Annotated in this window: 20 protein-coding genes and 1 pseudogene; 17 read left to right on the forward strand and 4 right to left on the reverse strand. The window is 68.2% G+C overall.

Annotated elements, in window-relative coordinates; genetic code table 11:
* Positions 1-9 precede the first annotated feature (9 nt).
* The gene (locus ACFVV0_RS17105; RefSeq protein WP_387065745.1) at positions 10-975 is read left to right on the forward strand and encodes an ROK family protein; all 966 of its coding nucleotides are present in this window, start codon (positions 10-12) and stop codon (positions 973-975) included.
* Positions 976-999: 24 nt separating this feature from the next.
* On the opposite strand, the gene ACFVV0_RS17110 is transcribed toward ACFVV0_RS17105, so the two are convergent.
* Positions 1000-2373 carry a GH1 family beta-glucosidase gene (locus ACFVV0_RS17110; protein WP_387065748.1) on the reverse strand — a complete coding sequence of 458 codons (1374 nt, stop codon included), beginning with the start codon at positions 2371-2373 and terminating at the stop codon, positions 1000-1002.
* Positions 2374-2685: 312 nt separating this feature from the next.
* Here ACFVV0_RS17110 and ACFVV0_RS17115 point away from each other — a divergent pair, with 312 nt between their 5' ends.
* From ACFVV0_RS17115 to ACFVV0_RS17150, 8 genes and pseudogenes are all read left to right on the forward strand, one after another.
* Positions 2686-3987: an ABC transporter substrate-binding protein gene (locus ACFVV0_RS17115; protein ID WP_387065751.1), complete on the forward strand. Its 1302-nt coding sequence runs from the start codon at positions 2686-2688 to the stop codon at positions 3985-3987.
* 162 nt (positions 3988-4149) lie between these two features.
* Positions 4150-5028, forward strand: a complete 879-nt coding sequence (locus ACFVV0_RS17120) for a carbohydrate ABC transporter permease (RefSeq protein ID WP_387066360.1) — start codon at positions 4150-4152, stop codon at positions 5026-5028.
* Between the two features lie 41 nt (positions 5029-5069).
* Positions 5070-5168 (forward strand): annotated as a pseudogene (locus tag ACFVV0_RS17125) (carbohydrate ABC transporter permease); the annotation flags it as partial.
* Positions 5169-5345: 177 nt separating this feature from the next.
* Positions 5346-5912 carry a carbohydrate ABC transporter permease gene (locus ACFVV0_RS17130; RefSeq protein WP_387066362.1) on the forward strand — a complete coding sequence of 189 codons (567 nt, stop codon included), beginning with the start codon at positions 5346-5348 and terminating at the stop codon, positions 5910-5912.
* A 34-nt stretch (positions 5913-5946) separates the two neighbouring features.
* The gene (locus tag ACFVV0_RS17135) at positions 5947-6960 is read left to right on the forward strand and encodes a LacI family DNA-binding transcriptional regulator (RefSeq protein WP_387065754.1); all 1014 of its coding nucleotides are present in this window, start codon (positions 5947-5949) and stop codon (positions 6958-6960) included.
* Positions 6961-7019: 59 nt separating this feature from the next.
* Entirely contained in the window at positions 7020-9059 is a 2040-nt protein-coding gene (locus tag ACFVV0_RS17140; protein ID WP_387065757.1) for a beta-galactosidase, read from the forward strand.
* Positions 9056-9982, forward strand: coding sequence for a TolB family protein (locus ACFVV0_RS17145; RefSeq protein WP_387065760.1), 927 nt, complete (start codon positions 9056-9058; stop codon positions 9980-9982). Before ACFVV0_RS17140 ends, ACFVV0_RS17145 begins: the two co-directional genes overlap by 4 nt.
* The gene (locus ACFVV0_RS17150; RefSeq protein ID WP_387065761.1) at positions 9979-10938 is read left to right on the forward strand and encodes an aldo/keto reductase; all 960 of its coding nucleotides are present in this window, start codon (positions 9979-9981) and stop codon (positions 10936-10938) included. Before ACFVV0_RS17145 ends, ACFVV0_RS17150 begins: the two co-directional genes overlap by 4 nt.
* Before the next feature lie 21 nt (positions 10939-10959).
* Here the strand turns inward: ACFVV0_RS17150 and ACFVV0_RS17155 are convergent, their stop codons facing one another.
* Positions 10960-11940: a hydroxyacid dehydrogenase gene (locus ACFVV0_RS17155; RefSeq protein ID WP_387065764.1), complete on the reverse strand. Its 981-nt coding sequence runs from the start codon at positions 11938-11940 to the stop codon at positions 10960-10962.
* Between the two features lie 161 nt (positions 11941-12101).
* On the opposite strand from ACFVV0_RS17155, the gene ACFVV0_RS17160 reads away from it, so the two are divergent.
* From ACFVV0_RS17160 to ACFVV0_RS17170, 3 genes are read left to right on the forward strand one after another with little or no spacing between them, the layout of a single operon-like run.
* Positions 12102-13574 carry an NAD-dependent succinate-semialdehyde dehydrogenase gene (locus ACFVV0_RS17160; RefSeq protein ID WP_387065767.1) on the forward strand — a complete coding sequence of 491 codons (1473 nt, stop codon included), beginning with the start codon at positions 12102-12104 and terminating at the stop codon, positions 13572-13574.
* Between the two features lie 9 nt (positions 13575-13583).
* Entirely contained in the window at positions 13584-15275 is a 1692-nt protein-coding gene (locus ACFVV0_RS17165) for an acyltransferase (RefSeq protein WP_387065770.1), read from the forward strand.
* Positions 15272-16318: a LacI family DNA-binding transcriptional regulator gene (locus ACFVV0_RS17170; protein ID WP_387065773.1), complete on the forward strand. Its 1047-nt coding sequence runs from the start codon at positions 15272-15274 to the stop codon at positions 16316-16318. Before ACFVV0_RS17165 ends, ACFVV0_RS17170 begins: the two co-directional genes overlap by 4 nt.
* Here the strand turns inward: ACFVV0_RS17170 and ACFVV0_RS17175 are convergent.
* Positions 16296-17021, reverse strand: a complete 726-nt coding sequence (locus tag ACFVV0_RS17175; RefSeq protein ID WP_387065776.1) for an SDR family oxidoreductase — start codon at positions 17019-17021, stop codon at positions 16296-16298. The genes ACFVV0_RS17170 and ACFVV0_RS17175 overlap by 23 nt on opposite strands.
* Positions 17022-17103: 82 nt before the next feature.
* Between ACFVV0_RS17175 and ACFVV0_RS17180 the strand changes: the two genes are divergently transcribed.
* Both ACFVV0_RS17180 and ACFVV0_RS17185 read left to right on the forward strand, forming a co-directional pair.
* Positions 17104-17898, forward strand: a complete 795-nt coding sequence (locus ACFVV0_RS17180; protein WP_387065779.1) for an SDR family NAD(P)-dependent oxidoreductase — start codon at positions 17104-17106, stop codon at positions 17896-17898.
* Between the two features lie 44 nt (positions 17899-17942).
* Complete coding sequence (locus ACFVV0_RS17185) at positions 17943-18656, forward strand: FadR/GntR family transcriptional regulator (RefSeq protein WP_387065781.1); 714 nt, start codon at positions 17943-17945, stop codon at positions 18654-18656.
* Positions 18657-18662: 6 nt separating this feature from the next.
* On the opposite strand, the gene ACFVV0_RS17190 is transcribed toward ACFVV0_RS17185, so the two are convergent.
* A complete protein-coding gene (locus ACFVV0_RS17190; protein WP_387065784.1) occupies positions 18663-19286 on the reverse strand; it encodes a hypothetical protein in 624 nt (207 codons plus the stop codon).
* A gap of 134 nt (positions 19287-19420) precedes the next feature.
* Here ACFVV0_RS17190 and ACFVV0_RS17195 point away from each other — a divergent pair, with 134 nt between their 5' ends.
* From ACFVV0_RS17195 to ACFVV0_RS17205, 3 genes are all read left to right on the forward strand, one after another.
* Positions 19421-20398, forward strand: a complete 978-nt coding sequence (locus ACFVV0_RS17195) for an aldo/keto reductase (RefSeq protein WP_387065786.1) — start codon at positions 19421-19423, stop codon at positions 20396-20398.
* A 132-nt stretch (positions 20399-20530) separates the two neighbouring features.
* On the forward strand, positions 20531-22282 hold the full coding sequence (locus tag ACFVV0_RS17200) for an MFS transporter (protein ID WP_387065789.1): 1752 nt from the start codon (positions 20531-20533) through the stop codon (positions 22280-22282).
* Positions 22283-22297: 15 nt separating this feature from the next.
* Positions 22298-22786, forward strand: a complete 489-nt coding sequence (locus ACFVV0_RS17205) for a MarR family winged helix-turn-helix transcriptional regulator (RefSeq protein WP_387065792.1) — start codon at positions 22298-22300, stop codon at positions 22784-22786.
* Positions 22787-22790 lie beyond the last annotated feature (4 nt).

Raw genomic sequence — 22790 nt, forward strand, 5'->3', positions numbered from 1 at the left:
GTCCCGGGAGTGACATCGTCGACACCGGCGACCCCTGAGGCGGATGCGACCGTCGGCATCGACATCGGCGGCACCAAGATCGCGGCGGCCGTCGTCGATCGCCGGGGACGTCTCAGTCATCGCTCCGAGGTGTCCACGCCCGCGTCCGAGGGCCCGGATGCGATCCTCGACGCCGCCGCGGAGCTCGCCTCGCGGGTGGCGGCGGCCGCAGGCATCAGGCCGAACCGGTTCGGCGTCGGCAGTGCCGGCGCCTTCGACGAGCGTGGACGTGTCGTGCACGCGACCGACCATCTCACCGGCTGGGCGGGAACCGATGCCGCCGCGGGGCTCGAGCGCAGGCTCGACGCCCACGCGATCGTCGTCAACGACGTGCACGCCGCGGCCCTGGGCGAGCTCTGGTCGGGCGGCGCCGCAGACCTGCACCGGTTCCTGTTCGTCGCGGTGGGCACCGGCATCGGCGGGGCGGCCGTCACGGGAAGCAGGGTGGTGCGCGGCGCATCCGGGATGGCCGGATCGGTCGGGCATGTGCGCATCGTGTCGCCGCGCCGCCGGGTCTGCTCGTGCGGCGGCATCGACCACGTCGAGGCGTTCGCCAGCGGTCCGGGAATCGAGCGCACCTACCTCGAGTTCACCGGCCGATCCCGCGGGCTGCGGGACATCGCCCGGCTGGGGCGCGATGGCGACGTCGTGGCGGCAGAGGTGATCCGGAGAGCTGCGGAGGAGCTCGGCGAATCACTGGCCGCCGCCGTGACGCTGTTCGACGCGGGCGTCGTCGTGCTCGGCGGCGGGGTGTCCGGCGTCGGCGAGCTCTTCACGGCGCCGCTCGCATCCCGGCTGCGCGCCGAACTCCCGTCACCGTTCTCCACCGTGGCCGTGCGCCCGGCGATCCTCGGCGGCGACGCTGCGCTTCTCGGCGCGGGAGGCCTTGCTCTGCGGGTGGATGCGGGGGAGCCGTACTCGAGCTTCTTCGTGTAGCGGGCGCTGGCCGGCCCCGCCGGGTCACGCTCCCGCGCTGCCCCCGAGCAGCCGGGCGTATGCTCGGCCGCTGCGTTTGATGGTGCGCTGCTGGGTCTCGTAGTCGACGTGGAACAGTCCGAATCGACGCGAGAAGCCGAACTGCCACTCGAAGTTGTCGAGCAGGGTCCAGGCGAAGTAGCCCTTGAGCGGGATCCCCTCGGCGACGGCGTCGCGGCACGCGCTCAGGTGGTCGAACAGGTAGCGCTCGCGGTCGACGTCGTCGACGGCGCCGTCGACGAGCTCGTCCGGCCAGGCGGAACCGTTCTCGGTGACGTACAACGGCAGGTCCGGCGCGAGCTCGTGGAACATCCGGAGCCCCTCCACCAGTCCTTCGGGGTGGATGGGCCACCCCATCTGCGTCTTGGGAGCCCCGTCGTCGACGAACCGGGCCAGCTCGCCGCCCGGCTGGTCTCCCTCGGCCTCGATCAGGTCGGGACGCGCCGCGCTGACGGATCGCGCTCCGTAGTAGTTCATGCCCGCGAAATCCACGGGCGCCGAGATCAGAGCGGCGTCTTCGGATGGGAGCGCGTTGAACCAGTCCGACTCTCCGAAGGCGGCGATCACCTCAGGGTCGTAGCCGCCACCGAGGACGGGATCGAGGAAGAACCGGTTCTGCCCGCCGTCGACCAGGCGAGCCGCGGCGACGTCCTCCGGAGCCGATGACGCCGGCCGCATCGGCCAGATGTCGAGGGTGATCCCCACGCGGGCAGAGGCGGGCAGGAGCTCGCGGGCCGTGCGGAGCGCGAGTCCGTGACCGAGCAGGAGGTGGTGGCCGGCACGTGCGGCGGCGCCGTCGCCCAAGCGGAGCCCGGGCGCGTGCACCCCGCCCGAGTATCCGGCGAACGCAGCGGCGTGCGGTTCGTTGAGGGTGATCCAGTCGGTGACCACGTCTCCGAGTGCGGTGTAGACCTCGCCGGCGTAGTCCCGGAATCTCTCGGAGGTGTCCCGGTTCAGCCAGCCGCCTCGGTCTTCGAGTGCCTGCGGCAGATCCCAGTGATAGAGCGTGACCCACGGAGCGATGCCGCGCGCGAGGCAGGCCTCGGCCAGCCGGCGGTAGAAGTCGAGGCCGCGGCGATCGGCGGGGCCGGTGCCGTCGGGCTGGATGCGGGTCCAGGAGATCGAGAACCTGTACGCGTTGACGCCCAGGCCGCTCATCAGTTCGAGGTCTTCCGGCCACCGCCGGTAGTGGTCGTCGGCGACCTCGCCTGTGCTGCCGTCGGCGATCGCGCCGGGAATTCGTACGAAGGAGTCCCACACACTGGGGCCGCGGCCGTCCGCGGTCGTCGATCCCTCGATCTGGTAGGCGGCGGTCGCCGTTCCCCAGGCGAAGTCGGATGGGAAATCACTGCGTTTCACTGATGGCCTCCTTTGGCGCTTGACTCGGAACACTACCCCAAACCCGTGATCGGTTACAGTCTCGTTCTCCAGTGGTTCACTTTCGGGGAATACGATGCCTGCGTTGGCCTGAGAGGTTGACTCGAACCGGTTACAGTGTAAATATACTGAGGCACACCAAATGGGGCTGTGCCCGGCGCACCGAAGAGATTACCCAGCCGACGTGCGACCGGAACTGTGCACGGTCCCAGTGTCCGGGCCCGCAACCTGCGTGGGCCGTGGCAAAAGGGTCGGTGCCGAGGCGCACCGACTAGAAAATCCAATGGAGGATTTATGCGCACATTCATCAAAGGCGCGCTTGCGGCCACAGTGGTCGCCGCTGCGCTCCTCACAGCAGGATGTTCAAGCGACCCGGGTGGCGGTGACAGCGGCGGCAAGGTGAACCTCACCTTCTGGTCCTGGTCCACGAACATCGACAAGACCGTCGCGATCTGGAACAAGTCCCACCCGAACATCCAGGTGCGACAGATCAAGATCGCGCAGGGCGACCCGTCGGTCACCAAGCTGCTCGCCGCCGCGAAGGCGGGAAGCGGGCTCCCCGACGTCACGCTGGCCGAGTACCAGACGGTGCCGTCCCTCGTATCGAACAACGTGCTCGCGGACATCTCGAAGTATGTTCCCGCCGACCTGAAGAACGAGTACTCCGAGGGCGACTGGTCAGGAGCGACGCTCGGAACCGACGCGGTCTACGGAGTCCCGCAAGACACCGGGCCCATGGAGTTCTACTACCGCAAGGACATCTTCGACTCACTCGGCCTGACGGCACCGAAGACGTGGGACGAGTACGCCGAGGTGGCGAAGAAGATCCACGACGCGAACCCCGCGCAGTTCCTCGGGACCTTCTCGTCGGCGGACGCCGGGCAGTTCAAGGGACTCGCCCAGCAGGCGGGCTCGTCGTGGTGGTCGGTCAAGGGCGACTCGTGGTCCGTCAACATCGACGACGCCGCGACGAAGAAGGTCGCCGCGTTCTGGGGCGGATTGGTCGAGTCCGGAGTGATCGACAACACTCCGCAGTACACGCCTGAATGGAACAACGCGCTGAACACCGGCGGTCAGGTCGGCTGGGTGGGTGCCGCGTGGAGTCCGGGCGTCCTGCTCGGGAACGCGCCCGACACATCCGGCAAATGGGCGATGGCGCCGCTTCCCCAGTGGGATGCGGCGAGCCCGGCGACCGGCACCTGGGGTGGATCGCTGAACGGTGTCACGACGGGGTCCAAGCACCCGAAGGAGGCGGCGGAGTTCGTCACCTGGCTCGACTCGAGCACGGAGGGCGTGACGTCGCTGGTCAAGGACGGCGGACTGTACGCGGCCGCGACCAAGGTTGCCGCTCCGGCACTGTCGGCTGCTCCGGCGTTCTTCCCTGACGACCCCGACTTCTGGAAGAAGATCGGCGACATCAACGCGACGACGAAGCCCTTCACCTACGGCCCCAACGTCAACGTCGCCTACAGCGCGTTCAACGACGCGTTCGGCAAGGCCGTCGAGACCAAGACCGCTGCCGCCTTCACCCTGGCTCTCGAGTCGATGCAGAAGACCACGGCGGACGATCTGAAGTCCACCGGATTCACCAAGTAGCACCCGATGTCGGTGCCGGAGGGCGCACGCGCGCCCTCCGGCACCCTCTACCTCAAGGAGTTCACGATGGCCGACACTGCCGTTCGCCGGGTCTCTGGCTCGCTCGAGCGCGGACTGACCTCGTCACCACGTCGTCGACGCGCCAGCTTCACCCCATACGGAATGCTCATCCCCGCGATCGTGCTCTTCGCCGCGTTCATGGCGGCCCCGATCATCTACACGATCTACCTCAGCTTCCTCAAGTCGCACGTCGTCGGGCTCGGTCTCGGGCCGAACGCGAAACAGGAGGTCTTCGCCGGCTTCAGCAACTACGTCAGCGCGCTCACCGACCCCGACCTGCTGGCCGGCGCGGTCCGCATCCTGATCTACGGCGTCATCCTGGTGCCCGTGATGCTCGGCCTCGCGCTGCTGTTCGCACTGATCCTGGACTCCCGTCGCAGTCGCGCTCGCGGATTCAGCAGGATCGCCATCTTCCTGCCCTTCGCCGTGCCGGGCATCATCGCGTCCCTCATCTGGGGCTTCCTCTACCTGCCGGGGACGAGCCCGTTCTACAGCATCACGAAGGCGATGGGCCTCAACGTGCCCAGCATCCTCGAGGGCAACTCGGTCATCTTCGCGATCGCCAACATCGGCATCTGGGGTGGCGTGGGATTCAACATGGTCGTGATGTACACGGCCCTGCGCTCGATACCCACCGAGCTGTATGAGGCCGCGCGCCTCGACGGCGCGTCGGAGGTTCAGATCTCGCTGCGGATCAAGGTCCCGATCATCGTTCCGTCGCTCATCCTGACGGCGATCTTCTCGCTCATCTCGACCCTTCAGCTGTTCAACGAACCGAACACTCTGCGTCCTCTCACCAACTCCATCTCGACGACCTTCACGCCGATGATGAAGGTCTACCGGGACGCCTTCATCCGCAACGACTTCTACACCGCGGCCGCGACGAGCATCGTGATCGCAATCGTCATCTTCGCCCTCTCCTGGGGCGTCCTTCAAGTCATCCAGCGCCGCGCATTCGCGGGAGAGGGGGAAGCGCGATGAGCGTTTTGACAATCGCCGGCACCCGGCCCAAACGCGAAGGGACGGACGCCCGGGCTGGTTTCCGCGTCAGCTGGAGTTCGACGATCGTGCTCCTCCTCGGAGCGCTCTACTGCCTCATCCCGGTCATCTGGGTGCTCATCGCGTCGAGCAAGAGCCAGGCCGAACTGTTCTCGACGAACACCTTCACCCCGGGTCTGTCCCTCTTCAAGAACATCGCCGACCTCTCCAACTACGGCGGGGGCATCTACTGGACGTGGATGCTGAACACCTTCATCATCGCCGGCATCGGTGCGCTGCTCTCGACCATCGTCTCGGCGATGGGTGGCTACGCCCTCGCCAAGTACCGGTTCCGGGGCAAGGCCCTGATCTTCTCGATCCTGCTCGCCGGTGTGCTCGTGCCCGGGATCATCCTGGCGGTGCCGCAGTACTTCCTGATGGCGAAGTTCGGGCTCACGAACAGCTATCTCGCGGTGATCCTGCCGCAGATCATCAGCCCGTACGGGATCTACCTCGCCCGCATCTACGCGGGTGCCTCGGTACCCGACGAGATCATCGAAGCCGCGCGCACCGACGGAGCCCGCGACTTCTACGCCTTCCTGAAGATCGGCGTGCCGATGATGCTCCCCGGCCTGGTCACCGTCTTCCTGTTCCAGTTCGTCGGCATCTGGAACAACTTCATGCTGCCGTACATCATGCTCGGCAATGATCGCCTGTTCCCGCTGACCGTCGGCATGTACACGATGCTGAACCAGGGGGCCTCGCAACCAGCGCTGTATACGACGGTGATCGTCGGATCCCTGGTCTCGATCATCCCGCTCATCGCTCTGTTCCTCATCCTGCAGCGTTACTGGCGCGTCGATCTGAGCGCCGGCGCCGTCCGTTGACCCGTCGTCGACTCCGAGAACAGAAGAGGATTCCGTGACCCAGCCATCCGTGAAACGCCCGACCATCCGCGAGGTCGCGGCTCTGGCGGGCGTCTCCCGGGGGACCGTCTCACGCGTCCTCAACGGCGGACGCTGGGTGAGCGAGGAAGCGGAGTCCGCGGTCCGGGATGCGATCACGTCGACGGGCTACAAGCCGAATCCGCACGCCCGGAGTCTCGCGACGAACAAGTCCAACTCCGTCGCCTTCCTGCTGACGGAGCCGACCGACACCCTGTTCGACGACCCGGTGTTCTCTGTGCTCGTGCGCGGTGCGGCGCAGGCGCTGGCCCGACGCGGACAGTCGCTGGTCGTGCTGGTCGCCGGAACGGCCGCCGAGCAGGCGCGTGCTGCCGACTACATCACGTCGGGCCACGTCGACGGCGTGCTGCTGGCCTATTCGTCGCACAGCGGCAGTCAGCTCGTGACGGAGCTGGTCGGCGCCGGAGTGCCGATCGTGGCGTTCGGTCCGCCGGTCGGCGCATCCCGCTCCCTGGGCAGCGTCGCGAGCGACGACTTCAACGGCGCCCGGCGGATGGTCGAGCACCTTCGGGATCGCGGACGGTCGAGAATCGCGTTCATTTCGGGACCGGACAACACCCCGGGCGGCGTCGGCCGGCTGGCCGGCTACCAGGCCGTGCTGGGTGACGAGTTCGACGCGAACCTCGTCGATCGAGGTGACTGGTCGCCGCGCAGCGGTGCGGCAGCGATGCAACGACTGCTCGGACGGACCCCCGATCTCGATGCCGTCTTCGCCGCCAACGACCAGATGGCCGCGGGAGCGCTCAGCGTGCTCACCGCCGCGGGCTACCGGGTGCCCACGGATGTCGCCGTCGCCGGCTTCGACGACACGAACATCGCCTCGACATCGTCGCCGGGTCTGACCACGATGCGCCAGCCCTTCGACCAGATCTGCGCAGAAGGCGTGCGTCTGCTGCTCGACCTCGTCGCCGGCGGCGTGCCTGCGACCATCACCCTCCCGGCGGAACTCGTCGTCCGCCAGTCCACCTGAGGCTCACGAGCCCCGTACGATCCTCCGCTCCCGATGGGAGCGGAAACAGAAGAGGAAGCATGACCATCGACATCACCCGCCCGACCCCATCGCCGAGCGCGGAAACGACGGCCCGTTGGCTGCCGGGCACGGATCGGATCGCTTTCGGCGCCGACTACAACCCGGAGCAATGGCCTCGCGAGGTGTGGGAGGAGGATGTGCGCCTGATGAAGGAGGCGGGCGTCAACCTGGTCAGCATCGGGATCTTCTCCTGGGCGCTGCTGGAGCCGAAGGAGGGCGTGTTCGACTTCGGCTGGCTCGATGACGTCTTTGAGCTGCTGACGGATGCTGGCATCGCGATCGACCTCGGCACCCCCACGGCATCGCCTCCCGCCTGGTTCTGGCAGGGCTACCCGCAGGCGCGACCCGTGACCCGGTCCGGCGTTCCGCTCGGTTTCGGATCCCGCGGCATGGCGAGCCCAAGCTCACCCGACTACGCCAGGGCGGCGACCCGCATCACCACGGAGCTGGCCCGACGATACGGAAGGCACCCGGGGCTTCGGCTCTGGCACGTGCACAACGAATACGGCGCCCCCATCTCCGAGTGCTACTCCGACGATTCCGTGCGCGCGTTCCGCGTGTGGCTGGCGGCTCGGTACGGTTCGCTCGACGCGCTCAACGCCGCGTGGGGCACCGCCTTCTGGGGTCAGCACTACGGCGAGTGGGACGAGATCGACGCTCCCCGCCAGACCGCGACGGCGATCAATCCGGCCCAGCGGCTCGACTTCGCCCGGTTCAGCGACCACGCCCTGCGCGAGTGCTTCCGCAGAGAGCGCGACATCCTCCACGAGCTCTCGCCGGGCATCCCGGTGACCACGAACTTCATGGCGAGCAGCTGCCCCGCGGTCGACTACTGGCGCTGGGCCCGCGAGGTCGACATCGTCTCGAACGACCACTATCTGACGGCGGAGCGCTCCGACCGCCACATCATGCTCGCCATGGATGCGGACCTCGCCCGTTCGTTGGCCGGTGGGGAGCCCTGGCTGCTCATGGAGCACTCGACCTCCGCCGTGAACTGGCAGCCGCGCAACCTCGCCAAGACTCCGGGCGAGCTGCGGCGCAACAGCATGACCCACTTCGCCCGCGGTGCCGACGGCATCATGTTCTTCCAGTGGCGCGCCTCCCGCTCGGGCGCCGAGAAGTTCCACTCGGCCATGGTGCCGCACGGTGGACCCGACACCCGCGTGTTCCGCGAGGTGACCGCTCTGGGCGCGGAACTCGGCGGTCTGTCGGAGCTCCTCGGAAGCCGCGTGCGCAACCGCGTCGCGATCCTGTGGGACTGGGAGTCGAACTGGGCGCTCGAGCTCGATTGGCGTCCCAGTGCGGATTTGAGCACGCGCCGTCAGACCGAGACGTTCTACAGCCGGCTGTGGCGTGACGGCGTCGGGGTCGACTTCGTGCATCCGTCCGCGGACCTCAGCGCGTACGATCTCGTGATCGCTCCGGGCATCTACCTGGTGACCCGGGAGTCCGCCGACAACCTCGGCCGGTGGGTCGAAGGCGGGGGAACCCTCGTCGTGAGCTACTTCACCGGGATCGTCGATGAGAACGACGCGGTTCCGGCTGGAGCCTCGCCGGGATACCTGCGCGAGCTGCTCGGCCTGCGCATCCCCGAGTACCGGCCGCTGCGCGTGGACGAGACGGTCGAGCTCTCCGACGGTACCCACGGGCGGATCTGGACCGACGACATCGAGATCGACGATGCCGAGGTCGTGTCCCACTTCGTCGACGGTCCCTCCGCCGGAGGTGCGGCTGTGACCCGGCGGGTGCACGGACGTGGGTCGGCGTGGTACCTCTCGACGGAGTTCGGCCTTGACGACCTCTCCGCGGTGCTCGCCGGCGCCTACCGTGAAGCTCGGATCGTCGCCGAGACGGGCGACGGGTCCCTCGAGACCGTCGTGAGGCACGGTGACGACGCGGCCTACGTGATCCGGATCAACCACGGCGAAGAAGACGTCCCCCTTCCCGACGACGGGGAGGTCCTCGTCGGCGCTGCTGGAATCGTGCCCGCCGGTTCCGTGAGGGTGAGCCGGCTTCCGGTCGAAGGCACCGGCGTATGAGCGGCATCCTCACCTCTGCGAACTGGCGGTCGTTGCTGCCGGGTCAGGAGTCGGAGCTCTGCGAGATCGACGTCGAGACCGGCGAGGTCGACGTGCTGCACCGCTCAGCGGAACAGGTGATCGAGGCGCCCAACTGGAGCCCGGACGGGGAGTGGATCGTCTACAACTCCGGGGGCGGCCTGTTCCGCCTCCGGCTGTCCGATCGCGTCGTGGAGCGGATCGAGACCGGTGAGCTGGACGACCACAACAACGATCACGTGTTCTCGCCCGACGGCGCGACCATCTACACCTCCTCGGAGGTGAGCGGACATCTCTTCGCCGTCCCCTTCGACGGCGGCGTCCCCCGGCGTCTGACCCGCGAGCAGGACCGGCCCTTCGGCTACTTCCTCCAGGGCATCTCACCCGATGGCGTGACCCTCTCCTTCACGGGCGCAGACGTCCGTCCGGGCCGCCCGTTCGCCAACGACCTCTACACCCTGCCGGCAGAGGGCGGGACCGAGCACCGGCTGACGGAGTGGGACGTCGACGCCATCGGCTGCGACTATGCTCCGGATGGGCGCTGGCTGTACTTCAACGCGGCACTCGATGCGCGACGCGAGGGGCACATGCAGCTGTACCGGATGCGGCCGGACGCCACCGCCGTCGAGCGGCTCACCGAGGCGGAAACCTCCGACTGGTTCCCCCGTGCCTCTCCGTCGGGCGACTGGGTGGCCTTCCTGAGCTTCCCGCCCGGCACCATCGGCCACGAGGCGAACGTCCCCGTCGTACTGAAGCGGATGCGGCCCGACGGCTCGGAGCAGCATGAGCTCGCCCGGTTCCTGGGCGGACAGGGAACCATGAACGTCAACAGCTGGGCACCGGATGGCAGGCGCTTCGCCTTCGTCCGCTACCCGATCGCCGAGAAACAACAGGAGAAGAAATGAAGCTCGACCAGCAGCGCCCATTCGGACGGACCGGTGTCGCGGTCACGCCGCTCGCCATCGGCACGGGGTCCTGGGGCCCCCGCCGGAAGGACGAGACGCAGGAGGACGCTGAGCGGCGGCTCGCCGACATCGCGGACCGCTTCTTCTCGGGCCGCCTAGAGACGAACCTGATCGACACGTCCAACATGTACGGCGAAGCGCTGTCCGAACCGACCATCGGAGCTGCGATCGCTCGGGCCGGCGGCGTTCCCTCTGGTCTCGTCGTGCAGACCAAGCTCGACCGGGACATGTCCGATGACCGCTTCGACGGCGACCGGATGTGGGACTCCGTCCACGAGTCGCTCGACCGGCTGGGAGTGGATCGGCTGCAGGTCCTGTACCTGCACGACCCCGAAGTCATCGGGTTCGAGGCCGCGATGAGGCCCGGTGGTGCCGTCGAGGCGATCGTCGAGATGAAGAAGCAGGGTCTTACCGACGCCATCGGCATCTCCGGAGGCCCGGTCGACATGCTGCAGCGTTTCGTCGAGACCGATCTCTTCGACGCGCTCGTCACCCACAATCGGTGGACGCTTCTCGACCGTTCCGCCGACTCCCTCCTGGATGCGGCGGCCTCCCGTGATCTCGGAGTGACCAACGGAGCTCCGTACGGCGCCGGCGTGCTGACCGGCGATCCCCGGTTCCAGGGCTCGTACGGCTACAAGCCGATCCATCCGCTGACGCAACGCGCGCTCGACGGCATCGCCGCTGTATGCCGGGAGGCAGGCGTCCCCCTGGCCGCGGCGGCGATCCAGTTCAGCATGCGCGACCCGCGGGTGCACAGCTCGATCGTGGGCGTCTCCGGGCTTGCACGCTGGGAGGAGGCCGTCGCGTTCGCCGAGGTGGACATCCCGGCCGGATTCTGGAACGCGATCGACGAGCACGTGCCCCCGGCGGAGGTCGCTCTCGACCGGATCTGAAACCGTCGCCGCGGTCGAGGCTCAGGCTCGCGTGCTGAGCTCTGCCGCCGAGACCGCGGCGCGCGGCGGCAGCCCGGCGGCGAACCGCTCAACCTCGTCGACCACCGACTCGCCCAGCCGGTGGACTTCGTTCCCTGCGGCGCCCGCGATGTGGGGCGTGAGGATCACGGAATCCAGGTGGCGGAGCGGATGGTCGAGAGGCAGCGGTTCCGGGTCGGTCACGTCGAGCACCGCGTGCAGACCGTGGTCGGCCACGGCCTGCGCGAGGGCCGCGTGGTCGACGAGTCCGCCGCGAGCAGTGTTGATCAGGGTCGCACCCGGCTGCATCATGTGGAGCTCGCGATGACCGATCATCCCTCGTGTCCGGGGGAGGAGCGGGGCGTGCAGGCTGACGACATCGCTCGCCGCGAGCAACTCGTCGAGTTCGACGAGCCGAGCGCTCGTGGAGTTCCAACCCTCGTCGAGGGTGGGGTCGGAGACGAGCACCTCCAGATCGAACGCTTCGAGGAGCTCGAGCACCCGCTTGCCGATCCGGGAGGCGCCGACGATGCCGACCGTCGTGCGGAAGTTCCCCGCGGAACCCGATCGGGATGCCTCCAGATCGACCGTGCGCCGGAATCGACGCACAGCATCGTCGATGCGCTTGCCCGCGAGCAGGATCATGGCGATCGTGTACTCGGCGACAGGGATCGCGTTGGCGTCGGCCGCGCTGGTCACGAGAAGCTGCCGCTCCCACGCGGAGGGAGCGACGATCCCTCGCAGCGTGCCCGCGGAGTGGAAGACGGCGCGCAGGCGCGGCATCGCGTCGAGCTCCCGGTCGTCGATGTATGGGCTCCCCCAGCCGGTGATCAGCACTTCGACACGCTCGAGTTGCGCGGCCGAGGCGGGCGCATCAGAGAGGTCCAGCACCGCCGAGAGCCGCTCGCGGGCGGAGCTGTCGAACAGCTTCGGCTGCCAGACAGGGTCGAGCGTCATCAGTGCGGGGATTCGGCCAGAAGTCATGCAGACAACCTAGCTTGTTACCGGTCTTGTTACCGGTCTCAGTGTCTTTCATCACTGGGCGAGAAGCGACTGGTGCAAATGTATGTCTGCCATCCTGAAACCGGTTTGAGTATCATGAGCGAAGACCGCAGACAACGTGAGAGCACGTAGACGGAGGAACGATGTCGATCCAACTTCACAGCACAGACAGCTCGACGGATGCGACGGACCGGCGGTACCCCCAGCTGGCCATGCTGATCGACGGACGGTGGGTCGAGACCGGTGGGAGCGGGAGCCGCCAGGTCGAGAATCCGGCCACGCTGTCCATTCTCGGAAACGTCCCTCTCGCCGACGAGCAGCAGCTCGACGCCGCGCTGGCGGCGGCCGGACGCGCGTTCGGAACGTGGCGCCTCGTTTCGCCGCGCGATCGGGCGGGCGTTCTGCACCGTGCGGCAGCCCTGCTGCGCGAGCGGACGGAGACCATAGCGACCGCGATGACCCTGGAGAACGGCAAACCGCTCCGTGAGTCGCGGGACGAGGTCGCATTCTCCGCGGACATCATCGACTTCCTCGCCGGCGAGGCTCAGCGCTCGTTCGGAACGTCGACCATCGACGGAGCGACCCGTCGCGTCACGCTGAGTGTCGAGCCGATCGGCCCGGTCGCCGCGTTCACGCCCTGGAACTACCCGCTGATCGTCCCCGCCCGCAAGATCGCGGCCGCGCTCGCCGCGGGATGCACGATGGTCATCAAGCCGGACGAGGAGACGCCCGCATCGGCCGTGGAACTCGCTCGTGCGCTCGTCGACGCCGGCCTTCCCGCGGGTGTGGTCAACGTCGTCTTCGGGGAGCCGGCCCGCGTATCCGCGCACCTCATCGCCTCGCCGGTGGTGCGCAAGGTCTCGTTCACCGGATCGACCAGCGTCGGCAAGCACATCGCCGCACTCGCGAGCGCAGGGGCGAAGCGCACGATGCTCGAGCTGGGCGGTCACGCGCCTGTGATCGTGTTCGACGATGTCGATCCGGTCGCCGTCGCGCAGCAGGCGATCGGCAGCAAGTTCCACAACGCCGGGCAGTCGTGCGGTTCGCCGACCCGGTTCTACGTCCACCAGGGCGTGCACGACGAGTTCGTCGGCGCACTGAGCGAGGCCGCATCACGGCTCGTCGTCGCGGACGGCATCGACGAACGCGCCCAGATGGGGCCGCTCGCGAACGTGCGGCGTCTGGATGCCGTCCGGCGGCTCATCGTCGACGCCGCCGGGAGGAACGCCTCGGTCGTCACGGGCGGTGCCCTGGACGGCATCGGCCATTTCTGGGCGCCGACCGTCATCGCGAACGTCGACGACGATGCGCAGTCGATGAACGAGGAGCCGTTCGGACCGATCGCTCTGACCGCGCCGTTCACCGACACGGACGAGGTCATCGCGCGGGCCAACCGTCTGCCGTACGGGCTGGCCGCCTACGTGTTCACGGGCTCGGCCCGCACCGCCGCACTCGTGCCCCGTGCGCTGGAGGTCGGGATGGTCGGGGTCAACCACTTCTCGCTCGGAGGGGAGGACACCTTCTTCGGCGGGGTGAAGGAGAGCGGGTACGGGTCGGAGGGCGGCGCCGAGGCGGTGCACGAGTATCAGATCCGCAAGCTGATCGACGAGGCCTGAGCGACGGGCATGAGTGCGACTGGTATGTCCGACCGATTGGATGCCGCACCCTGGCTCTACTGGAGCGAGCCGACCGAGAGCGAGCGGCACGAGCAGCTCGCGATCCAGCAAGCGCTGGCTGAAGGCGGTGCGCAGTTCGGAAGGGATGTGTACATCTCGCCCCGTGCCATCCTCGGTGTGGATCGGCTGCAGCTCGGCGACCGCTGCTACCTCGCCGCCGGGTCGTATGTCACCCACGACTTGATCGCCGGCGACGACTGCACGGTCAACCCGTACGCGGTCGTCCGCGGCTCCGTGCGGTTGGGGAGCGGTGTGAGGATCGGCGCTCACGCGTCCGTGCTGGGCTTCAATCACTCGACCGGTGTGGAGTCGCCCATCCACACGCAGCCCACCCGCTCGGCCGGAATCGTCGTCGACGACGACGTCTGGATCGGCTCGTCGGCCATCGTGCTCGACGGCGTTCACCTCGGCGCGCACTCCGTGATCGGCGCCGGTGCGGTGGTGACCAGGGACGTCGAGCCGTGGAGCATCATGGCCGGCAATCCGGCACGGCGTGTTCGGGATCGGCGGAGCACCGGAGAGCGGGCCGTTCCGATTCGGACGCGACTGGAGCGCTTCGGCGACAGCGCGCGGCGGCAGGCCCGCGACGTCATCGCTCGATCCTGGCTGCTCGAGGCCTCGGGCGGAGGCGCTTACGTCGATCGTCCCGGTGCGGAGACGACGGTCAGGGCGCACTGCGATGCCGTCGAGCTCGCCGACCTCCTCCTGGGCAGCGTGCCAGCGCAGCTCGCGGCCGACGAGCACCGGATGCGCCTGCGCAGCCTCCAGGACGAGGCCACCGGGCTCGTCGCTCAGTTCGGGTCGCCGGACGCACCGGTGTTCGGAATGGGTGACGCGACGTACCACGTGCTCTCGGTGGGCTATGCGCTCGATCTCCTGCGGTCCGGATTCGCGCATCCGGTTCACGGCGTCTCCCAGCTGAGTGCCGCCGAGCTGTGCGCCGCTCTGGATGCGCTCGACTGGCAGAGCGACGGCTGGGCCTGCGGGGCATGGGTGGACGCGTGGGCGACGGCAGCCCACTGGAACCGCGCGAGGGGAGCATCCGGACAGCCGGGCGGCCTGGAGGCGCTGTTCGGCTGGCTCTCCAGCCGCATCGATGCAGGCACCGGTGTCTGGTCCCCGCCCTCGGCCGACCAGGGCTGGCTGCAGGCCGTCAACGGCTACTACCGACTGACGCGCGGCTCCTACGCGCAGTTCGGACTCCCGGTTCCGCACGCCGAGCGCACGATCGACACCCTGCTCGACCATGCGCAGGACGGGCGCTGGTTCGCGGACGGCGTCCAGAACGCCTGCAATGTGCTCGATGTCGCGCATCCGCTGTGGCTCCTGGGGAAGCAGACCGACCACCGCACGCGGGAAGCGACCGAATGGGCTCGGGCCCAGCTCGAGTCTGCGCTCGGGCGCTGGCAGGACGGCAGGGGGATGCCGTTCGCCGCGGGGACGCCGTCCGGCTCGCCGGAGCAGGAGCCGGGACTCCAGGGCACAGAGATGTGGCTGGCGATCATCTGGACGCTCGCGGAGCTGCTCGGCGAATCGGCGTCGCTGGGCTACCGGCCCCGGGGAGTGCACCGTGCGGAACCCGCGGAACAGGGTCTCGATCGCGGTTCTCCCGCGTCCCTCCGCGGTACGCTGTTGCGATGAAGCGCGAGTCTAAGCGCCCGACGATCACCGATGTCGCCGAGGCGGCCGGGTTGTCCAAGGGCACAGTGTCACGCGTGCTGAACGGCGGGCACTGGGTCAGTCCCGATTCGCGCGCAGCGGTCGAAGCAGCGATCAAGAAGACGCGCTACCGGGTGAACCCCCACGCTCGCAATCTCGCGATGTCCAGGGCGAACACCGTCGCGTTCCTGCTGACCGAGGGGCAGCGTGTGCTCTTCGAAGACCCCAACTTCGCGACGCTCGTCCGCGAGACCGGTCGGGCGCTGGCCGAGCAGGACCTGTCGCTGGTGCTCATCGTCGCCGGCTCGCCCGAAGAGCAATCGCGCGCTCTCAACTACATCACCGCCGGCCATGTCGACGGTGTGCTCCTCGGCTTCTCGTCGCACTACGGCAACCCGCTCGTCGAAAGCCTGCTCGATGCCGGAGTGCCGGTTGTCGCCAGTGGACAGCCGCTCGGATTCGAGGGGCGGCTGAGCTGCGTCTCCGTCGACGAGGTCGTCGGTGCGCGCACCATGGTCGAGCACCTCCGCAGCCACGGCCGCAGCAGAATCGCGTTCATCTCGGGCCCGGCGGATACTCCGGGCGGCGTGGGCCGGCTCGAAGGGTACCGCCGCGGGATGGGCGACCTCTACGACGAGCGACTCGTCGCGAGCGGCGACTATCGCCGTGAGGCCGGCGAGGAGGCGATGCGGGAGCTGCTGCGACGCGACCCCGACATCGACGCGGTCTTCGCGGCGAACGACGCCATGGCCGCCGGTGCCGTGGTCGTCCTGCAAGAATCGGGCCGGCGAGTGCCGGAGGACGTCATGGTCGGCGGCTTCGACGACTCGGTGTTCGCGACCCAGTCGGTTCCGCAGCTCACCACGATGCAGCAGCCGTTCGCGCGAATCGGTTCCGAGATGGTGCGCCTGCTGCTCAACGCGATCGCGGGGGAGCAGCCGGCATCGCTCGTGCTCTCGACCCGCCTGGTCGAGCGCGCGTCGACGGCCGCGGAGCGTCTCGTCAGCTCTGTCCGATCGGAGTGATGACGAGCTCGTCGATCCGCACGTGCCGCGGGCTGTCGAGTATGAAACGCACCGTGCGCGCGACGTCGTCGGCGGTCAGCATGGTCGCGCGCTGGTCGGCATCCGGCACCGTGGGCCGCAGCGCGAGGAAGTCCGTGTCCACGTCACCCGGGCACAGGTGGCACGCCTTCACGCCGTTCACGTTCTCCTGGTCGTTGAGGGAGGCCACGAGCATCCCGAGCGCGGCCTTGCTCGACATGTAGGCGACGCCGGCGCCAGGCGAGAACCGCCACGCGGAACGGGATGACACCACCACGATGTTCCCCGTGCCTGCGGCGCGCATGCCGGGAAGCACCAGCTCGATCGCCCGCGCGACGCTCGTCAGGTTGGTGTCGACGATGGCGGCGAACTCGTCCGTCGACTGGTCGGCCCAGGTGCGTCGCGGCGCGTTACGGCCGGCCGCGAGCACGAGCCCGGTGACAGCACCCCACGCCTCGACGATGCTGCGATGCGCCTCCCGGAGCGCTTCGGCATCCGTGACGTCGACAGCCATGGCGAGCGCTTCGCCGCCTGCCGCGCGAACCGCAGCGGCCGTCGCCTCCACCGCCTCCTGGCGGCGCCCGCTCACCGCCACTCGCCAGCCGGCGTCCGCCGCCGCGAGGGCCGACGCGCGGCCCATGCCGCTTCCGCCTCCCGTGATCCAGATGACCGGTGATTCGCTCACGAACGAAGCCTCCTCGAATAAGGCACACTAAAACGGCTACTGCGCTGTAATAGTATGCATAATCATCCGAGGAGGAGAAGCCATGGAGTGGGGACTCGAAGACCGTGTCGTCGTCGTCACCGGCGCCGCGCGCGGCATCGGCAGGACCATCGCGCAGCGCTTCAGCGATGCGGGCGCCGCGGTCGCCGCGCTCGACGTGGCGGTGGACGGAGCGCAGGACTTCGCGCGGGGCGCGCGCTCCGCCGGCCGACGCGCGTCGGCGTTCGCCTGCGACGTCACCGACTCGGCGTCGGTGAAGCGTGCCCTGGCCGACGTGGCCGAGGCGTTCGGCGGCGTCGACGTCGTGGTCAACAATGCCGGCATCAACGTCGACGGCCCGGTCGAGGAGCTCAGCGACACCGACTTCGGCCGCTGTCTCGACGTGAATGTGACCGGCGTCTTCCGGATGTGCCAGGCGGCCATCCCGTATCTCAAGCAGAGCACGCACGGGCGCATCATCAACGCGGCGTCGTTCGCGGCCATCGTGCCCAGCGTGGGGAGCGCAGCGTACGCCGCCTCGAAGGCCGCGGTGGTGCAGTTCTCGCGCGTGCTGGCCGGTGAGCTCGGACCATGGGACGTGACCGTGAACGCATACGCGCCCGGCATGATCCCGACCGCGATGAACGGGTTCGCCGGGCTGCCCGAGGAGGCGCAGGCCCGACTCCTCGACACGCTCACGCTCCGCCGCTGGGGAGACGCGACCGACGTCGCCGATCTCCTGCTGTTCCTCGCCAGCGACGCCGCCCGCTACATCACCGGCACGCTCGTCGACGTCAGCGGCGGCAAGCTCGCCACGCAGGTCCCGGCAATGGCGTACGAGCGGGCGGGCCTCCTCTGAGCAGGCTGCCGCCCCCTCCCGCCCCCGAGCGAAAGGCTCCCGTCATGTCGCCGACTAGGCTCCCCTTGCAGTCGCTTCCGGGGCTGCACGGCCAGGTGCTCGACCAGCTCGGGGCCGCCATCTGCGCGGGGCGGATGGTCTCAGGCACGGTCATCACCCTCGACGAGATCGAGCGCTCGTACGGCGTCTCCCGTTCCGTCGCCCGGGAGACGGTTCGCGTTCTGGAATCGATGAGGCTCGTCATCTCGCGGCGCCGCGTGGGGACTGTCGTCCTGACGCCCGACGAGTGGAACCTCTTCGACCCGCGGGTGATCCGCTGGCGGATGGAGTCGCCCGACCGTGCCGAGCAGGTCGCATCCCTCATCGAACTCCGCGTCGCCGTCGAGCCCGAGGCGGCCCGACTGGCCGCGACCAGAGCCTCCGCCCAGCAGGCGGCGCAACTGGTCGCGCTCGCAGCCCGCATGTGGGCCGCCAGTGAGGAGGGCGACAGCGAGGGATTCCTGGAGCTGGATGTGCGCTTCCACGCGCTCGTGCTCGCGTCCTCCGGCAATCCGATGTTCCGCCGGCTCGAGTCGCTGGTGAGCGAGTTCCTCACCGGACGGCTGGCGCACGGCCTCGGACCCGAGCATCCGCACCCGGCCGCGCTCTCGCAGCACACCGCTGTCGCGACCGCCATTCAGACACGTGATTCCGACGAAGCGTTCGCAGCGATGCGCCGGCTCTTGCTGCAGAGCGCGCAGGAAACTTCGGCGGAGTAGCCCCGACTATTCCATCCGGTCGGCGAGTTCTCCCAGTCCCGACTCGACCATCTTCTTCAGTTCGACGAGCCGGTCGCCGAGCGGCGCGAGCTTCACGAGACTCTCGAGGGCGACGTCCGCCCGTTCCAGCCCGACCTTGCCGGTGATGAGGATCGGTCTGAGCGCGGGGAACCGGTTGGCGATGCGCTGCATCCACGGGATCCGTTCGGCGGGCCGGATGCGCGACGACGGCGGGCGCTCCTCCTCCTGCGGCTCCTCGCCCTCGCCGAACCGGCGGAGCAGTTCTGTCAGGAGGTCCCTCGACGCCTGCCAGCTGGCCAGCTTGAGGGCGAGTTCCGGTCCGGTCAGCCCGTAGCTGCCCAGCCGGAGCGGATCGAGCTCGAGGATCTGCAGGACGAATTCCTCGCGAGTCGAGAGGACGGCATCCCAGGCGGGCCCGAGGAACTCGAGGAACTCGTCGAAGCCTTGACGCGGAGGAAAGTCGGCACCCTCCAGATCCCCCGGGAACAGTTCGAAGCGCATCTGCACGAGCGTTCCGACATCGTCGTAGAGGGTCCACGCGAACGAGCCGACCTCGGCTGCGGGATCCCCGTTGAAGTATTCGCGGCGCGGATCGCTGAAGTACGGCATCGGTCTTCTCCACCGGATGTTATGAGGATTACTCAATCGTTCGAAGGGTACACCCATATCGCTGCCGGCCCAGAGGCGCGAGGGATGCGTGCTCCCTAGACTGACGAGACAGCCATCCAGTGAAAGGACCCCTCGTGAGATACGTGAACCTCGGCGGTACCGGTCTGAAGGTGTCGGAGGTCGTGCTCGGTTGCATGAGCTTCGGCGAACCGGGCCGCGGTGCGCATCCCTGGTCGCTGGGTGCGGAGGAGAGCGAGCCGTTCATCCGGGCGGCACTCGAGGCCGGAATCACCGCTTTCGACACGGCCGACGTCTACTCCGACGGCAGCAGCGAGGAGATCGTCGGAGCGGCGCTCGGCAGGTTCGCGAAGCGCGACGATGTCGTCATCGCCACCAAAGTCCACGGGCGCATGGGCCCCGGTCCGAACGATGCGGGACTGTCGCGCGGGCACATCCTGTCGGCGATCGATCACAGCCTCCGCCGCCTCGGCACGGACTTCGTCGACCTCTACCAGATCCACCGATGGGATCCGGAGACACCGATCGAGGAGACGATGGAGGCGCTGAACGACGTGGTGCGCGCGGGCAAGGCCCGGTACATCGGGGCGTCGTCGATGTGGGCGTGGCAGTTCGCGCAGGCGCAGGAGGTGGCGCGGGCGAACCGATGGACGCCGTTCGTGTCGATGCAGGATCAGTACAACCTGGTGCAGCGCGAAGAGGAGCGGGAGATGCACCCCCTCTGCGAGGACCAGGGCGTCGGCGTGCTCCCGTGGTCGCCCCTCGCCCGTGGTCTGCTGACCCGGGACTGGGGTGCAACCACCGGCCGCTCGGAGACAGACCGGTTCGGGCAGACGCTCTACCGCAGCACGGAGGAGTCGAACCGCGCCATTGTCGAGGCGGTCGCCGCAGTCGCCGAGGAGCGTGGCGTCTCCCGGGCGCAGGTGGCGCTGGCGTGGGTGCGTCAGAAGAGCGCAGTGACGGCTCCGATCGTCGGTGCGACGAAGCTGCGGCACATCGAAGACGCGGTGGCGTCGGTCGACGTGGTGCTGTCGCCGGAGGAGATCGATCGTCTCGAGCTGCCGTACACGCCACGGGCACCAGAAGGGTTCTGACGCCGGGCGCCACCGCTACCAGCGGTGCGCGCAGAGCTCGTCGCTCGACCGGCGTCACACGGATATATAGTTGATGCATATAAAGCAACTACACACGCAACCGATGTGAATTCCGTGAATCGAAGGACGACCTTGGCCCCCTCTGCCCGCACCGGCATGTTCAACAAAGACCACCCGCACTACAAGTGGGTGGCGCTCAGCAACACCACGCTCGGGATGCTGATGGCGACGATCAACGCATCGATCGTCATCATCTCCCTCCCGGCGATCTTCACCGGCATCAAGCTGAACCCGCTCGAACCGGGCAACGTCAGCTACCTGCTGTGGATGCTCATGGGCTACATGCTCGTCACCGCGGTACTCGTCGTGACGTTCGGGCGGATGGGCGACCAGTACGGTCGCGTCAAGATCTACAACCTGGGCTTCGTGGTCTTCACCGTGGCGGCCATCGCACTCTGCCTCGACCCGTTCAGCGGCGGGACGGCGGCCATGTGGCTGATCGTCTGGCGGCTGGTGCAGGGCATCGGCGGCGCCATGCTCTTCTCCAACTCGACCGCGATTCTGACGGATGCGTTCCCCGCGAACAAGCGCGGCTTCGCGCTGGGCCTCAACCAGGTCGCCGCCATCGCCGGAAGCTTCATCGGCCTGATCGTCGGCGGCGTGCTCGCGGAGATCGATTGGCGCGCGGTGTTCTTCGTCTCGGTGCCGTTCGGCATCCTCGGCACCATCTGGTCGTACAAGTCGTTGCACGAGGTGGGACAGAAGAACCCGGGACGCATCGACTGGCTGGGCAACGTCACGTTCGGCATCGGCCTCATCGCGTTGCTCACCGGCATCACCTACGGCATCCAGCCCTACGGCGACAGCACGCAGGGCTGGGGCAATCCCTGGGTTCTCGGATCCATCATCGGCGGGTTGGTGCTGCTCGTCGCGTTCGTGCTCATCGAGTTGCGCGTGAAGTCGCCGATGTTCGATATGCGGCTGTTCCGCATCCGGGCGTTCTCGTCAGGAATCTTCGCCGGGTTCCTCGCCTCGATCGGACGCGGCGGTCTGCAGTTCATGCTGATCATCTGGTTGCAGGGGATCTGGCTGCCCCTGCACGGCTACAGCTACGAATCGACACCGCTGTGGGCCGGCATCTACATGCTCCCGATCACGATCGGCTTCCTGATCGCGGGCCCGATCTCCGGGGCGCTCTCCGACCGGTTCGGATCCCGCGCTTTCGCGACGGTCGGGCTCACATTGGTCGGGCTGACCTTCATCGGCCTCCTGCTCATCCCGGTGAACTTCGAGTACTGGCAGTTCGCCCTGCTGACCGGGCTCAACGGCATCGGCTCGGGACTGTTCTCGTCGCCGAACCGCACCTCGATCATGAACAGTGTGCCGGCGAACGAGCGCGGGTCCGCATCCGGGATGGCCGGGGTCGCGTTGAATGCCGGAAGCTCGCTCTCGATCGGCATCTTCTTCTCGCTGATGATCGCCGGCCTCGCGACGACGCTTCCCGCGGCGCTGACCAACGGCCTCACCTCGCACGGCGTGCCCACGGACATCGCAACGCAGATCGGCCAGACCCCACCGGTCGGCAGCCTGTTCGCGGCCTTCCTCGGCTACAACCCGATCCAGAGCCTGCTGGGTCCGACCGGCGTGCTCACGAGTCCGCATGTCGACGGTGCGGCACTGGTCGGCAAGGAGTTCTTCCCCCAACTCATCTCCGGGCCGTTCCACGATGGACTCGTCGTGGTCTTCCTCGCCGCCGCGATCATGTCCATCATCGGAGCAATCGCCTCATTCGCAGGCGGATCCAAGTATGTTCATGAGGACACGATCGTCGATGGGGCGGTCGCCGAAGTGGATAGCGAGGAAGTCGGTGCGAGCCGCGCGTAGTTCTGGGAGACGTCGATGGTGACGGGCGACGGGCGCCAGGCCCGGCAGGAACAGGTGTTCGCCGACGACGACGACGACCTCGCCGGACGCTTGGCCCTCGCCGTCGGCCGCCTCAACCGGCGGATGCGATCGTCGACCGGAGGCCTCAGCCACGGCCAGCTCTCCGCCCTCTCCACGATCGTGCGCCGTGGGCCGCTGCGGCCGAGCGAGATCTCGGCCATCGAGATCGTCGCCGCGCCCACGATCACCCGGGTCGTCACCGACCTCGAGTCCCGCGGCCTCGTGACCCGGCAGCCCGACCCCGACGACGGTCGTTCGTTCTTCGTCGTCGGCACGGATGCGGGCAACGAGCTCCTCCTCCGTGCCCGATTCGACCGCGCCCACACGGTGACCGCGATCCTCGCCGAGCTCGACGACGGTCAGGTCGCGCGCATCCGGGAGGCGCTCACTGCGCTCGAGGCGGCCGCACGCGTGGACTCGCCCGAGACCGACCGGACGAACTGACCCG

It is taken from the genome of Leifsonia sp. NPDC058230, assembly GCF_042882245.1.
In the GTDB taxonomy this organism is placed as follows: domain Bacteria; phylum Actinomycetota; class Actinomycetes; order Actinomycetales; family Microbacteriaceae; genus Leifsonia.